The 13,300-nt window shown below is 73.5% G+C and carries 14 protein-coding genes and 1 pseudogene; 8 read left to right on the top strand and 7 right to left on the bottom strand.

Annotation, left to right across the window (positions count from 1 at the left end):
- The first annotated feature begins 20 nt into the window (after nt 1–20).
- Genes ACZ7DL_RS04805 through ACZ7DL_RS04795 form a run of 3 tightly spaced genes read left to right on the top strand, consistent with a single transcriptional unit; the run spans nt 21 to nt 2,057 of the window.
- Complete coding sequence (locus ACZ7DL_RS04805; protein WP_470771421.1) at nt 21–500, top strand: DUF2771 domain-containing protein; 480 nt, start codon at nt 21–23, stop codon at nt 498–500.
- Nucleotides 467–1,219, top strand: a complete 753-nt coding sequence (locus ACZ7DL_RS04800; protein ID WP_470771977.1) for a futalosine hydrolase — start codon at nt 467–469, stop codon at nt 1,217–1,219. The genes ACZ7DL_RS04805 and ACZ7DL_RS04800 overlap by 34 nt, the downstream gene beginning before the upstream one ends.
- Nucleotides 1,209–2,057, top strand: a complete 849-nt coding sequence (locus ACZ7DL_RS04795) for a 1,4-dihydroxy-6-naphthoate synthase (protein ID WP_470771420.1) — start codon at nt 1,209–1,211, stop codon at nt 2,055–2,057. Before ACZ7DL_RS04800 ends, ACZ7DL_RS04795 begins: the two co-directional genes overlap by 11 nt.
- A 36-nt stretch (nt 2,058–2,093) precedes the next feature.
- Here the strand turns inward: ACZ7DL_RS04795 and ACZ7DL_RS04790 are convergent, their stop codons facing one another.
- Nucleotides 2,094–2,477 (bottom strand): cold-shock protein, encoded by a 384-nt coding sequence (locus ACZ7DL_RS04790; protein WP_467901705.1) that lies wholly within the window; start codon nt 2,475–2,477, stop codon nt 2,094–2,096.
- A gap of 174 nt (nt 2,478–2,651) precedes the next feature.
- Between ACZ7DL_RS04790 and ACZ7DL_RS04785 the strand changes: the two genes are divergently transcribed.
- Nucleotides 2,652–2,915, top strand: a complete 264-nt coding sequence (locus tag ACZ7DL_RS04785) for a hypothetical protein (protein ID WP_470771419.1) — start codon at nt 2,652–2,654, stop codon at nt 2,913–2,915.
- Here the strand turns inward: ACZ7DL_RS04785 and ACZ7DL_RS04780 are convergent.
- Nucleotides 2,879–3,523, bottom strand: coding sequence for an HAD family hydrolase (locus tag ACZ7DL_RS04780; RefSeq protein WP_470771418.1), 645 nt, complete (start codon nt 3,521–3,523; stop codon nt 2,879–2,881). The two genes, ACZ7DL_RS04785 and ACZ7DL_RS04780, sit on opposite strands and share 37 nt — an antisense overlap.
- A gap of 209 nt (nt 3,524–3,732) precedes the next feature.
- On the bottom strand, nt 3,733–4,767 hold the full coding sequence (locus ACZ7DL_RS04775; protein WP_470771417.1) for a serine/threonine-protein kinase: 1,035 nt from the start codon (nt 4,765–4,767) through the stop codon (nt 3,733–3,735).
- Nucleotides 4,768–4,938: 171 nt separating this feature from the next.
- Between ACZ7DL_RS04775 and ACZ7DL_RS04770 the strand changes: the two genes are divergently transcribed.
- Complete coding sequence (locus ACZ7DL_RS04770) at nt 4,939–7,539, top strand: helicase-associated domain-containing protein (protein ID WP_470771415.1); 2,601 nt, start codon at nt 4,939–4,941, stop codon at nt 7,537–7,539.
- Nucleotides 7,540–7,546: 7 nt separating this feature from the next.
- Here ACZ7DL_RS04770 and ACZ7DL_RS04765 read toward each other — a convergent pair whose 3' ends face one another.
- The gene (locus ACZ7DL_RS04765) at nt 7,547–8,092 is read right to left on the bottom strand and encodes a hypothetical protein (protein ID WP_470771414.1); all 546 of its coding nucleotides are present in this window, start codon (nt 8,090–8,092) and stop codon (nt 7,547–7,549) included.
- A gap of 200 nt (nt 8,093–8,292) precedes the next feature.
- Here ACZ7DL_RS04765 and ACZ7DL_RS04760 point away from each other — a divergent pair, with 200 nt between their 5' ends.
- Nucleotides 8,293–9,420 (top strand): RICIN domain-containing protein, encoded by a 1,128-nt coding sequence (locus tag ACZ7DL_RS04760; protein ID WP_470771413.1) that lies wholly within the window; start codon nt 8,293–8,295, stop codon nt 9,418–9,420.
- Nucleotides 9,421–9,530: 110 nt separating this feature from the next.
- Entirely contained in the window at nt 9,531–11,174 is a 1,644-nt protein-coding gene (locus ACZ7DL_RS04755) for a DNA repair helicase XPB (RefSeq protein WP_470771412.1), read from the top strand.
- Nucleotides 11,175–11,212: 38 nt separating this feature from the next.
- Here ACZ7DL_RS04755 and ACZ7DL_RS04750 read toward each other — a convergent pair whose 3' ends face one another.
- The 3 genes and pseudogenes from ACZ7DL_RS04750 to ACZ7DL_RS04740 all read right to left on the bottom strand — a co-directional run bounded on the left by ACZ7DL_RS04750 (nt 11,213) and on the right by ACZ7DL_RS04740 (nt 12,893).
- Nucleotides 11,213–11,542, bottom strand: a complete 330-nt coding sequence (locus tag ACZ7DL_RS04750) for a hypothetical protein (RefSeq protein WP_470771411.1) — start codon at nt 11,540–11,542, stop codon at nt 11,213–11,215.
- A gap of 64 nt (nt 11,543–11,606) precedes the next feature.
- Nucleotides 11,607–12,677: pseudogene (locus tag ACZ7DL_RS04745) on the bottom strand (glycosyltransferase 87 family protein); the annotation flags it as partial.
- A 33-nt stretch (nt 12,678–12,710) separates the two neighbouring features.
- Nucleotides 12,711–12,893 carry a hypothetical protein gene (locus tag ACZ7DL_RS04740; protein WP_470771410.1) on the bottom strand — a complete coding sequence of 61 codons (183 nt, stop codon included), beginning with the start codon at nt 12,891–12,893 and terminating at the stop codon, nt 12,711–12,713.
- Between the two features lie 267 nt (nt 12,894–13,160).
- On the opposite strand from ACZ7DL_RS04740, the gene ACZ7DL_RS04735 reads away from it, so the two are divergent.
- Nucleotides 13,161–13,271, top strand: a complete 111-nt coding sequence (locus ACZ7DL_RS04735) for a keywimysin-related RiPP (RefSeq protein ID WP_356146250.1) — start codon at nt 13,161–13,163, stop codon at nt 13,269–13,271.
- The last annotated feature ends 29 nt before the right edge of the window (nt 13,272–13,300 follow it).

The following is a 13,300-nucleotide window of genomic DNA, read 5'->3' as shown; positions in this document are numbered from 1 at the left end:
GCGCCCGATAGCCTTCGGCCATGACCACGCTGCACTCCGCATCGCGACGCCGCCGCGCTGTCGCCGTCGCCGGCGCCGTTTCCGCCGGACTGCTCGTCCTGTCGGCATGCGACAAGCCGACTCCCGTCGCGACGCTCACCGTCGGCGGGGACTCGGTCAACTCCGAGGCCGTCTGCTACAACGACGGCAAGGCGCTGACCGACAAGTCGCTCGAGGACTGCCTCAAGAACGCCGACGACGCGAAGTCGATCAAGGTGGGCCAGGACGAGACCGTCCGCATCGGCGTCGACCCGAAGATCGCGGACGAGGGCTGGGTCGTGCTCGTCAACGGCCGCCAGTTCAGCGACCTCAGCAAGGAGACGTACCGCACGATCCCGAGCAGTGCGTTCTTCAACGTCCAGTACGGCACGCAGGGCGAGACCAACACGCTCGTGATCCAGATGGGCGAGAAGTCGAAGCAGGGCTTCTGGTCGTTCAAGCTGAAGAAGGCCAAGGCCTGATCACGGCCTCTGTACGGATCCTGGTCGCCACCGCGGTCCCCGTCGAGCGGGACGCGGTGGCCCGGGCGCTGCCCGCGGCGGCCGAGGAGGTACGACTCCCGGGCGGGGCCCTGTTCCGTACGGCCGCGGGCTGGGACCTGCTCGCCGCCGGCGTCGGCCCGGCGCTCGCCGCCGCCGGCACCGCCGGCGCCCTCACCGCCGCCGCGCTGGCCGGCCGCCCCTACGGCCTGGTCGTCTCGGCCGGGATCGGCGGTGGCTTCACGCCCGAGGCGCCGCTCGGCTCACTCGTCGTCGCCGACGAGATCACCGTGGCCGACCTGGGCGCGGAGACCGCCGACGGCTTTCTCCCGGTCACCGAACTTGGCTTCGGGACCGTCACGCACCGCCCGCCGGAATCAGTCGTACGAGTCGTGGCCGAGGCCACCGGCGCCCGCACCGGCACGATCCTGACCGTCTCCACCGTGACCGGCACCGCCGACCGCGCCGCCGCCCTGCGCGCCCGGCACCCCGGCGCGCTCGCCGAGGGCATGGAGGGGTTCGGCGTGGCGGAGGCGGCCGCCGCGCACGGCGTACCCGTGCTGGAGATCCGCGCGGTCTCCAATCCGGTCGGGCCCCGCGACCGCGCAGCCTGGCGCATCGGCGACGCCCTCGAAGCGCTCACCGAGGGCTTCGGGAAGCTCGCGCCCGCATTGGAGAGTTGGAACGCACATGACCACTGAGCCGCTGCAGATCGCGTACTCCCCCTGCCCGAACGACACCTTCGTCTTCGACGCCCTCGCCCACGGCCGCGTCCCCGGCGCACCCGCGCTGGATGTGACCTTCGCCGACATCGACCTCACCAACGGCATGGCCGAGCGTGGTGAGTTCGACGTGCTGAAGGTGTCGTACGCGGTCCTGCCGTACGTCCTCGACACATACGCGCTGCTGCCGTGCGGCGGCGCGCTCGGGCGGGGCTGCGGGCCGCTGGTGCTGACGCGGGAGGCCGGCACGGACCTGACGGGCCGTACGGTCGCGGTGCCCAGCGAGAAGTCGACCGCCTATCTGCTGTTCCGCCTCTGGGCCGCGGACACGCTGCCCGGCGGGGTCGGCGAGATCGTGGTCATGCCGTTCCACGAGATCATGCCGGCCGTGCGGGACGGCAAGGTGGACGCCGGACTGGTCATCCACGAGGCCCGGTTCACCTACCAGAACTACGGGCTGCACAAGCTCGCCGACATGGGCGAGCACTGGGAGCGGACCACCGGGCTGCCGATCCCGCTGGGCGCGATCATCGCCAAGCGCTCGCTGGGCGCCGAGACGCTTCTCCGGCTCGCCGACTCCATCCGCAGCTCCGTGCGGGCCGCCTGGGACGACCCGGAGGCCTCCCGGCCGTACGTCATGGCGCACGCCCAGGAGATGGACCCGGCCGTCGCCGACCAGCACATCGGGCTGTACGTCAACGAGTTCACCGCCGACCTCGGCGAGGACGGCTATGCGGCGGTCCGGGGGCTGCTCACACGCGCGGCGGCCGAGGGGCTGCTACCGCCCCTCGGCCCTGACGCGCTCACGTTTCCCTGACGGATTTTCGGATTCCGGTATCCGCCCGGGACAGACTCAGACGTCCAGCTGGTCGGCGACCGCGCGGAGCAGACCGGCGATCTTCTTGCCGGATGCCTTGTCCGGGTAGCGGCCCTTCTCCAGCATCGGCGTGATGTTCTCGAGAAGGGTCGTCAAATCCTGCACGATCGACGCCAGCTCGTCCGGCTTCTTGCGCTGGGCGGCGGCGACCGACGGCGTCGGGTCGAGCACGATCACCGACAATGCCTGGTCACCGCGCTGACCGGCGACCACCCCGAACTCCACGCGTTGTCCCGGCTTGAGCGAATCGACTCCGTCGGGGAGAACCGAGGAATGGACGAAGACGTCACCGCCGTCGTCGCGGGAGAGAAAGCCGAAGCCCTTCTCACTGTTGAACCACTTGACCTTGCCGGTAGGCACGTCTGTCCTCGTCCTCGTACTCGTTGGGAAAACTACTTCGGAAACGGCTCTTGATAGCACTAGAGCGGGTCGACCATGACCCGCCGATACCAAGCGCTACAAGGCTAATGGTCTTCGGGCGGGTGACAAGACGTCCCCCGGTTGTTCTCTCGCGCAGGGAACTACCCTGGTCCGGTGCGTGACAAAACCCAAACGAATTCCGCCGCGCCCGGTGACCGACTGATCCGCGCCGGTGCCGTCGTCTTCTTCCTCGGGGCCGTGGCCACCCTCGTCACGGTGGCCCCGCTGCTCCTGGGAGCGAAGCCTTTTCCGACCTACATGTTCGGTCTGAGCATGCTCATGGCCGTCGGATTCCTCGTCGCCGGCGCCGGTGTCCTGCGGTCCGTGGCCGCCGGACGGCGTCAGACGCGGGGAGCGGCCCCGGGCGCCTCGCGGTAGCCGGAGAGCCACGCCGGGAAGGCGGACAGGTCGGTCAGGACGACGTCCGCGCCGGCCGCGCTCAGCTCGTCGGCCGGGCACGGGCCGGTCGCCACGGCGACCGAAAACGCACCCGCCGCACGGGCCCCGCGCACGTCCCCGATGTGATCGCCGACGTACACCCCGGCGCCGTGCCCGCGCAGCGCCGCCGCCTTCTGCTCGGCCCACAGGTCACCGACGACCACGTCCGGCTCGATACCGAGGTGGGCCAGGTGCAGCTTGGCGTTCGGCTCGTACTTCGCCGTCACCACCATCGTCCGCCCACCGGCCGCCCGTACCGCGTCGATCGCCTCCCGGGCGCCGTCCATGGCGGGCGTCGCGGCGATGGCTATCGAGGGATACATCTCCCGGTACAGATCGGCCATCGCCGGCACCCGCTCGGCCGGGAACCAGTGGATCAGCTCCTCCACGAGCGGCGGCCCGAGCCGGGTGACCGCCAGATCGGCGTCGATGAACGTCCCCGTCCGCTCCGCCAGGGCCAGGTAACAGGCATGGATGCCCGGCCGCGAGTCGATGAGGGTCATGTCGAGGTCGAACCCGACGGTCAGGGTGGAGGCCATGGGGGACATTGTGCCGGTTGCCGACGGCAGCGGGTCCGGGCGGATGCACGCCGTGGGGCTGACTGTTGTCCGCCGGGTGCGGAGCGGTGGTGGGCTGGTCGCGCAGTTCCCCGCGCCCCTTCGGGTCGGCGAGCCGCAACCTGCCTGAGGGGCACGGGGAACTGCGCGAGCGGCCACAGCGGGCCCGCGGCCGGGGTACGACGGGAAGGCCAACGGCGCTACCCCTTCCGTTGCGAGCGCCACACCAGATACGCGGCCGAGGCCACCGCCGCTCCCCTGACCACCCACGGCCAGGTCTCGCTCACCGCGTCGTTCATGTGCCCCTGGGCGATCGGCTCGCCCCAGCGGCCGTCGGTGCGTCCCCACAGCCACACCACTCCGGCCGCCACCGCGGTTCCCGGCAGGACCATCACCGCCCACTTGGTCTCCGCGGGCGTCAGCCGCCGGGAGCCGTAGGCGATCGCCCAGCCCAGAAGCAGCGCGAACCAGTTGCCGAGCACGGCCCCGGCGACCAGCGCGGCGGCGGCGAGCAGCAGCAGGGGGTTGGACCAGCCGGGCAGGAGCCCGCGGGCGGGGGCGTCGGCCGGCACGGCCTCGCGGGCCGGAAGCAGGCCGCGCAGGCGCCGGCGTCGGGCGGGGGCGGGTTCCGGTGCCGTCTCGGCGGGCTCGGGCGCAGGCTCGGCGGCCTTCTCGGCGGGCGCCTCCCGCGGGGGCCGCTTGAGCAGTTCCGGGATCTCCACACCGCCGACGAACCCCGGCACCGGGTCGACGTCCCCCAGGGGGCTGCCGGTGCCGGTGCGCCACCAGTCGGGCGATACCGCACTGTCCCCGAGTTCGTGCGCGGGGGCGAGATGCGGCGGGGACGGCGTGTCCCGCCGGGCGGGCGGCTCGGACTCGGCGGGGCGCGGGCGCGGTACGACCCGGCGCAGCCCCTTCGGCCGCTCCTGCTCCGCCGGCTCCGGCGCCCGCTCCCGCGGCGCGGGCTGTGCCGGTACGGCGGCGGTGGGCGGCTGAGGGAGCCCGCCGGTGCCGCCGGCCGCCTGGACCACCTCGTCCGGGGTGCCCAGGCGGTCCAGGATGCGGCGGACGGCGGCGGGCGAGTCCACCGTCGTCTTCGCCCGGCACCGGTCGATCTCGTTCCGCAGTTCCGACACGAGCCGCATCCGGGTGGCCGACGGCAGCTGCCGTTGCTGAGCGATGTCACCGACCCGGCTCAGATACTCGTAGACGACCTGGTCGCTCTCAATCCCCACGGAACCCCTCCGGGGCGACGCCGACGGAAAACCCCGGTGAGGACGGTACCGCTTCTCCCCGAACGCCCGGGTCGGCGTGGCGCGAACGCCGGACGGGCCGCCGTGATGTCCGCTCCGGTCCGGGTGGCTGGCCCCTCCGGTCCGGCCGGGATGTCCGCTACCGTTGGCCGGATGAGCCCCGAGGCCCACTCAGCCCCTCGGTCCCTCGCGGAGGCGCTCCGCACGCGGGACGACTCCTCCCTGGCCGCGCTGCTGCGCAGCCGCCCCGACCTCATCACCCCCGTCCCCACCGACCTCACCCAGCTCGCCACCCGCGCCGGCACCCGCGCCTCGGTACTGCGCGCCCTGGAACGGCTGGACCGGTTCGCGCTCCAGACGGCGGAGGCGCTGGCCGTGGCCCCGGACCCGGCGTCGTACGACACCCTGCTCGGGCTGATGGCCGGGGACGCCGGTGACGAGACCGTGGCGGCTGCGCTGCCGCGGGCCGTCGGCACCCTGCGCGAGCAGGCGCTGGTGTGGGGCGACGACGACCGGCTGCGGCTGGTGCGGACCGCCCGCGAACTGCTCGCCCCGTCCCCGCAGCATCCGTCGCCGACCGGGCTCGGGCCGACCGTGCAGGAGGCCACCTCGGGCATGTCGCCGGGGCGGATCCAGGAGATCGTGACGACGGCCGGGCTGCCGTCGACCCATGACGCGGTGTCCGCCGTGGCCGCGCTGACCGCGCTGTTCAGCCACCGCAAGAAGATGGCGAAGCTGCTCGCCGGTGCCCCGGAGGCCGCCCGCGAGGTGCTGTCCCGGCTGGTGTGGGGGCCGCCGTACGGGCAGGTCACCGCCGATCCGGCCGCGCATCTGCGCTGGCTGCTGGACCGCGGCCTGCTGCTGCCGACCACCCCGGGCACGGTCGTCCTGCCCCGCGAGGTGGCCCTGCATCTGCGCGAGGGCCGCGCCCACCGGACGCCCGAGCCGCTGCCGCCCGCCGTGGCGCCGGCCGCGGCCCACGGTGCCCAGGTGGTGGACGCCACCGCGGCCGGGCAGGCGTTCACCGCCCTGGCCACGGTGGAGGAGCTGCTGAAGGACTGGCACGAGGGCGGACCGGCCGTACTGCGGGCGGGCGGGCTCAGCGTCCGGGACCTGAAGCGGACCGCCGTGGCGCTGGACGTTTCCGAGCCGGTCGCCGCCTTCTGGATCGAGCTGGCCTACGCGGCCGGCCTGATCGCCTCCGACGGCGAGGCCGACGAGCGGTACGCGGCCACCCCGGCCTACGACGAGTGGCTGGAGCTGCCCCCGGCCGAGCGCTGGGCCCGGCTCGCCCAGGCGTGGCTGACGGCCACCCGGACCGCGGGGCTGGTCGGCGGCCGGGACGCGAAGGACCGGACCCTGTCGGCGCTCGGGCCGGGGCTCGACCGGTCCGCCGCGCCCGAGCTACGGCACCGGGTGCTGTCGCTGCTGGCCGGGCTGCCGCAGGGCGCTGCCCCGGACGCCGAGTCGCTGCTGGCCCGGCTGCGCTGGGAGCGGCCGCTGCGGGGTGCCCAGCGCGACGGCGAGGACGATCTGCGCTCCCGGCTGGCCCGCTGGGCGGTGTCGGAGGCGGAGCTGCTGGGTGTGACCGGGCGGGGTGCCCTGTCGGCGCACGGGCGCGCGCTGCTCGGGGCACCGGCTGCCGCCGGGTCCCCCTCCGCGACGCCCGGCGCGACCACGACCGGAGCCCCGGCCGGCTCCGCGGCGGAGGCCGCAGTGCCCTCCGGTCCCGGCGACAAGCTGCCGGTGCACCACCACCGCCCGTCCGACCGGCTCGCGCCGCTCCCGGCCGCCGAGCAGGCCGTCGCGGCCGCCGCCGCGGCCCGGCTGCTCGCCCCGCTGCTGCCCGAGCCGCTGGACCACGTCCTGCTCCAGGCCGACCTGACGGCCGTCGCGCCCGGTCCGCTGCGGCGCCCGCTCGCGGACACGCTGGGGGTCCTCGCGGACGTGGAGTCCAAGGGCGGGGCGACCGTGTACCGATTCACACCGGCATCCGTCCGCCGTGCCCTGGACGCCGGCCGGACCGCCGCCGATCTGCACGCCTTCCTCGCCGAGCACTCCCGCACCCCGGTCCCGCAGCCGCTCGCCTATCTGATCGACGACGTGGCCCGCAGACACGGCCATCTGCGGGTGGGCGCGGCCTCGGCGTACGTGCGCTGCGACGACGACACCCTGCTCAACGAGATCCTCGCCGACCGGCGGGGCGCCGCCCTGCGGCTGCGCCGGCTGGCCCCCACCGTGCTGGCCGCCCAGAGCGACCCGGCGACGCTGCTGGAGGGGCTGCGCGCGATGGGGTACGCGCCCGCCGCCGAGTCGGCCGAGGGCGACGTCCTGATCACCCGGGCGCACGCCCACCGCACCCCGCCGCGCACCGCCCCCGAGCCGGTGCCGGACGGGCCGCCGCCGCCCGACGACACGCTCCTCGGGGCGGCGATCCGCGCGATCCGGGCCGGTGACATGGCCGCCACCACTCCGCGCAAGCCCGTCGGCGAGGGCGCCGGGCAGCGGCCGGCGGGCGGAGAGCTGCCCCGCACGTCCTCCGCCGAGACCTTGGCCACCATGCAGGCCGCCGTCCTGACCGGCGACTCGGTGTGGATCGGCTACGTCAACGCCGAGGGCGGCGCCAGCCAGCGGGTCATCGCCCCGATCCGGGTGGAGGGCGGCTTCGTCACGGCGTACGACCACACGGCGGACGAGGTGCGGACGTATCCGCTGCACCGGATCACCGGGGTCGCGGAGCTGGCGGACGACTGAGGCGGCCTCAGCAGTCCGCGACCGGCGCGTTCGCGGGCAGCCCGAAGTGGGCGCGGGCGGCGGCCGCCAGCTCGGTGGACGGCACCTGGTCCGCGGGGCCGGGTTCGGCGAAGAGACCGAAGTGGTCCTCCACCCACCGCTCGGACCCCTCGCCGTCCGGCGCCTGCTCCCGCGCCACCACGCGGTAGCCGCCGTCCGCGTCCGCGTCCCGCCGCAACCGCACCACCTGCGGGACGTCGGCGCCGGAGCACTCCACGAGCGTGCCCTTGCGCACCCCGTACTCCCGGCACGACGTGGTCACGCCCGCCCGTACGACGCCGTCGTGCTCGTCGATCTCCTGTGCGCTGGCGCGGCAGAACCACTGCGCCCGCAGGGCCGGCTCCGTCTCGCCGTACCCGCTGCCCTTCGAGTCGGCCGCCAGCCGGGCCTCGATGACCGGCCGTACCTCGCCCCACAGCCGCGCGTCGACGTGCCCCGGCCACATCGCCCAGGTGCCGGTGGCCACCAGCACCACCACGGCCCCGCCGCCGATTCCCCATCTGCCTGCCGACATCACGTGCCCTCCTCAACCCCCCGCCGCCTGTCGCACTGCTCGGCGATAAGACACACGGACCCGTTGTGTGGTTGCCCCCCGCGCGGTGGCCCGGCCGGAGACAGGGCGCTGACCAGGCCGGACACTGCCCGCGGCACCTCCGGCCACGTTGACCGGAAAGGGTTTTGTTCCATGACGGGCCCGCAACAACCATGGGGGTCATGGATCACAGGGCGCTCGCGCTGCGGGAGGTACGGACCATGGCGGACCTGACCGCCGCGCTGCGCGAGCTGAAGGCGCGCTCCGGGCTGACCTACCGGCAGCTCGAGGAACGCGCCGCCCGGCACGGCGAGCTGCTGCCGCGCAGCACGCTGGCCGACGTCCTGCGCAACGGCACCCTGCCCCGGCAGGACCTGCTGGCGGCGTTCGTCCGCGCCTGCGGAGAGGGCGACCACATGGACGCCTGGCTGGCCGCCCGCGAGCGCGCGGCCCGGGCCCGGGCCGCGGCTCCGGGAGAGGAAGCGGGGGACGCGGGGGGAGCGGCGGAGGAAGGGGAGACGGGGCCATCCGGGGCCGCCAGGGAGCGGACGGAGGCGCGAGGGGCGGGGGACGCGGGGAGAGCGGCGGAGGCAGGGGGGCCAGGAGCATCGGGGGGCTCGGGGGGCTTCGGTGAGGGCGGTCGGGCGGGTGCGCGGGCGCTGGGCTCGTCGGGGCGGCTCCTGCCGGGCAGGCGTAGCCGCGTGCTGGCCGGGTCCTTCCTCGCCGCCACCCTGCTCGCGGCCGGCGCGTGGGCGCTGTGGGGCCCGGGCGGCTCGGGGCGGAGCGGGGGCCCGGCCTCGTCCCGGTCGGCGGGCGGGGCCGCGCCGCTGCCGCGCGGGCCGGTCCTGCTGCGGCCGCTCGGCGCCCCCGGCCTGTGCGTGACGGACGGCAGGGTCTCGGACGGGCGCTACGGCTCCCTCGTCGCCGTACAGCGCCCCTGCGACGAGACGGCGCCGCAGACCACGACGCTGCACCCCGTGGGCCAGGGCGCCTACCGCATCGCCTGGTACCGGCCCGACCAGGGCACAGGGTGCCTGAAGGCGCTCACCGCGGGACCCGGCAGGGGGCTGCTCGAACCGTGGGAGGCATGCGAGCAGACCACCGTCTTCCACTTCCTCCCCACGAGGCCCGCGAAGGCGGCGAAGGCCGGGAGGTCCGAGAAGTCCGCCGGCCGGAGCTATCTGATCAAGGTCCGGGACGGGCAGTGCGTGGGCGTCAGGGCCGCGAGCACCGTCCCCGGCGCGGAAGCCGTCGTGGAACCCTGCACGGGTGCGGACGCCCAGCTCTTCCTGGTCGAGGCCGCGCCGTGAGCCCGCTCCCCCGGCCGGGAGCACCGCCGGGCCCGGCGACCCCTGCGGGCAACACCGCGAGATGAGGCACACTGGACGTTTGGCCGTTGTGGAAAGGGTGTGTGCCACGCGTGAATGGTCCACTGATCGTCCAGTCCGACAAGACCCTGCTCCTGGAGGTCGACCACGAGCGGGCCGACGACTGCCGGCGCGCCATCGCGCCCTTCGCCGAGTTGGAGCGGGCACCCGAGCACATCCACACCTACCGGGTCACCCCGCTCGGCCTGTGGAACGCGCGAGCCGCCGGGCACGACGCCGAGCAGGTCGTGGACGCCCTCGTGCAGTACAGCCGCTACCCGGTGCCGCACGCGCTGCTCGTGGACATCGCCGAGACGATGGACCGCTACGGCCGCCTCACCCTGAGCAAGCACCCCGCGCACGGCCTCGTCCTCACCACCACCGACCGCCCGGTGCTGGAGGAGGTGCTGAAGTCCAAGCGGATCGCCCCGCTGGTCGGCGCCCGCATCGACCCGGACACCGTGGCCGTGCACCCCTCCGAGCGCGGCCAGATCAAGCAGATGCTGCTGAAGCTGGGCTGGCCGGCCGAGGACCTCGCCGGGTACGTCGACGGTGAGGCGCACCCGATCGAGCTGCTGGAGGACGGCTGGGCGCTGCGTCCCTACCAGAAGCAGGCCGTGGAGAACTTCTGGCACGGCGGCAGCGGTGTCGTCGTGCTGCCCTGCGGTGCCGGGAAGACGCTGGTCGGCGCCGGGTCCATGGCCCAGGCGAAGTCGACCACGCTGATCCTCGTCACCAACACCGTCTCCGCCCGGCAGTGGAAGCACGAGCTGGTGAAGCGGACCTCGCTGACCGAGGACGAGATCGGCGAGTACAGCGGGACGAAGAAGGAGATCCGCCCCGTCACCATCGCCACCTACCAGGTCCTCACGACCAAGCGGAAGGGCGTCTACCCGCACCTGGAGCTGTTCGACTCCCGGGACTGGGGCCTGATCGTCTACGACGAGGTGCACCTGCTGCCCGCGCCGGTCTTCAAGTTCACCGCCGACCTCCAGGCGCGCCGCCGGCTGGGGCTCACGGCCACCCTGGTCCGCGAGGACGGCCGCGAGTCGGACGTGTTCTCCCTGATCGGTCCCAAGCGGTTCGACGCGCCGTGGAAGGAGATCGAGGCGCAGGGCTACATCGCGCCCGCCGACTGCGTCGAGGTCCGCGTCAACCTCACCGACTCCGAGCGGCTGGCGTACGCCACCGCCGAGACGGAGGAGAAGTACCGCTTCTGTGCCACCACCGAGACCAAGCGGAAGGTCACGGAGGCGATCGTCCGCCGGTTCGCCGGACAGCAGATCCTCGTCATCGGGCAGTACATCGACCAGCTGGACGAGCTGGGCGAGCATCTGAACGCCCCGGTGATCAAGGGCGAGACGTCCAACGCCCAGCGCGAGAAGCTCTTCGACGCCTTCCGCGAGGGCGAGATCAGCGTGCTGGTGGTGTCGAAGGTCGCCAACTTCTCCATCGACCTGCCCGAGGCCACGGTCGCCGTCCAGGTGTCCGGCACCTTCGGCTCCCGGCAGGAGGAGGCCCAGCGGCTCGGCCGGGTGCTGCGCCCCAAGGCCGACGGCCACCAGGCCCACTTCTACTCGGTCGTCGCCCGCGACACCATCGACCAGGACTTCGCCGCCCACCGCCAGCGCTTCCTGGCCGAGCAGGGCTACGCCTACCGCATCGTGGACGCGGACGAGATCCTGGCCGAGGGCTAGAGCCGAGGGCTGGAGCCGAGGGCTGGAGCCAGGACGGCCTAGAAGAAGGCGTGGTACTCCATCCAGCCCTTCGTCTTGCCGGACTTGCCGTAGTACCAGTCGCCGTGCTTCGCGGTGCAGTACACACGCACGTTGCTGCCCGCGAAGACGGACTTCTTCACCTTGGACTCGAAGCTGGGGCTCGTGTACATGTCGGCGTGGTCCCACTGGACGACCTGGAGGGTCCGGTCCTTGATGTTCTTGGTGCACGCGGAGGAGCCGACGGCCGAGGCGCCGGGAGCGGCCACGAGGGTGGTGCCGAGGGCGAGCGCGGTGGCGGCGGTCAGACCGCTCACCGCCTTGCGGAACGAAAGCTTCGAGAATGGCATGTGAATTCCCCGTTTGCTCGGTCGAAAGGGTCGGACAACGGCTGATCATGCTGTCATACGAGATGAGCAGCCCGAGCACCAGGACGGGGTAAGCGGCTGCCAACGGCTGCTGCCACCAGGCGAGTTCCAGGTCCAGGGCACCCTCGTGGGGCACCAGCCACATCGTGCGGGCGGTGAAGACGAGGGCCACCAGCACCGCCGTACGCGTGCGCCCCTCCGCGAGCAGCACCGCGAGCAGCGGCACGCACCACACCCAGTGGTGGGTCCAGCTGATCGGGCAGATCAGCAGGGCCGTGAACGCGGTCAGCAGGACGCCGTGGCCGTCCCGGCGGGCGCGCGCCGCCAGCGCCATGCCCGCCACCGCGACCGCCGCCGCCGGGAGCGCCCAGACGAGGCCCGGCTCCGGGGCGCCCAGGACGCGTGCCACCAGCCCCTGCAGGGACTGGTTGTCCACGATCCACGCCTTGCCCACCCGGCCGGTCTCGAACAGGCGCCGGGTCCAGAAGTCCGCGCTCGCGGAAGGGAGCAGGAGGGCACCGAGCGCGACCGTCCCCGCGAAGCCCGCCACCGCCGTCGCCGCCTCCCGCGCCCGGCCCCGCAGCAGCAGGTAGGCCACGAACACCGCCGGGGTGAGCTTGACGCCGGCCGCGATGCCCAGGGTCAGCCCCTTGGCGCGGGCGGCGGGCGGCCGGGTCAGGTCCCACAGGGTCAGGCAGGTGACGGCCAGGTTGATCTGGCCGAACAGGAGCGTCTGGAAGACCGGCTCCAGCCAGAGGGCGAGGGCCGTGGCCGTGCAGAGCAGGGGCGGTGCGAGGGGGCGTGCGGCCAGGCGGGCGGAGAGGGTGACCAGGGCGGCGAGCAGGAGCGTGTTGCCCGCGAGGAAGGCCGCCTTCAGGACCGGCAGGGGCAGCCAGGCCGCCGGGACGAACAGGATCGCCGCGAAGGGCGGGTAGGTCGCCGGGAGCCGCCAGTCGGTGACGGTGAAGCCGTACAGGTCGGTGCCGTGGGCCACGGCCGCGCCCTCGGCCCGGTAGACGAGGAGATCGGTCATGGGCGCGCCGTGCAGGGCGCACAGGGTGACGAACGAGGCCAGGGAGAGGGCGAGGAGGAGCAGGGCAGGCAGGGAGGGCGGCACCGTCCGTTTGCGCACGGACGCGACCCTATGCCGCTACCGAGGGCGTTTGCCCGCTTCCTCGCCGTACTCGCCGAGGATCACGACGTCGAAGGCCGCCTCCAGGAACACCTTCACCGCGCGGAGGGCGTTGCCCAGAAGGTGGTGGTGGATGCCGTCGAGGGCCGTGGCGCCGGACGGTGGCCGGGCGCGGGCCGGTGTGATGGCTGCTGCGCTCATAGTCCCAGGATCGCTCTGCGCGGCACGGTCCCGCGACATCGCTTCCCGAAGCACGCTCCGGCGACGCACAACACCCGGCGGCGCCCCCCACCACGCCCCGTGTCACGCCGCGCACCCGCTCGTTCACCATTCGAACGAAGACCCAACCTCACCTTTTTGCAGACAATACGACTGCTCTCCTTGCCCTTGCCGGACCGACCCGATCCCCGGCTCCCTGGTGTCAGCCGCCCTCGACGGGCGGCCGACACCCCCGTAAGGAGACAGGTCATGAAGAAGGCATACGAAGCGCCGACCCTGGTCCGTCTGGGTTCCTTCCGGAAGGAGACCGGGCTCCTGCAGAGCTCGGGCAACGACCGGCTCATCCTGAGCAAGAACTGAACAGGCCGACAGACCGAGGTCACTGACGC

This window comes from Streptomyces sp. NPDC036984, from assembly GCF_055607665.1.
The sequence above is the reverse complement of the archived record's forward strand: the minus strand, read 5'-3'. Positions and strand labels throughout refer to the sequence as shown.

Excerpts from the sequence above, each read along its gene's own strand:
- ACZ7DL_RS04805 (WP_470771421.1), top strand. The coding sequence starts at position 21 with ATGACCACGCTGCACTCCGCATCGCGACGCCGCCGCGCTGTCGCCGTC.
- ACZ7DL_RS04795 (WP_470771420.1), top strand. The coding sequence starts at position 1,209 with ATGACCACTGAGCCGCTGCAGATCGCGTACTCCCCCTGCCCGAACGAC.
- ACZ7DL_RS04780 (WP_470771418.1), bottom strand. The coding sequence starts at position 3,523 with ATGTCCCCCATGGCCTCCACCCTGACCGTCGGGTTCGACCTCGACATG.
- ACZ7DL_RS04770 (WP_470771415.1), top strand. The coding sequence starts at position 4,939 with ATGAGCCCCGAGGCCCACTCAGCCCCTCGGTCCCTCGCGGAGGCGCTC.
- ACZ7DL_RS04765 (WP_470771414.1), bottom strand. The coding sequence starts at position 8,092 with ATGTCGGCAGGCAGATGGGGAATCGGCGGCGGGGCCGTGGTGGTGCTG.
- ACZ7DL_RS04760 (WP_470771413.1), top strand. The coding sequence starts at position 8,293 with ATGGATCACAGGGCGCTCGCGCTGCGGGAGGTACGGACCATGGCGGAC.
- ACZ7DL_RS04750 (WP_470771411.1), bottom strand. The coding sequence starts at position 11,542 with ATGCCATTCTCGAAGCTTTCGTTCCGCAAGGCGGTGAGCGGTCTGACC.
- ACZ7DL_RS04740 (WP_470771410.1), bottom strand. The coding sequence starts at position 12,893 with ATGAGCGCAGCAGCCATCACACCGGCCCGCGCCCGGCCACCGTCCGGC.
- ACZ7DL_RS04735 (WP_356146250.1), top strand. The coding sequence starts at position 13,161 with ATGAAGAAGGCATACGAAGCGCCGACCCTGGTCCGTCTGGGTTCCTTC.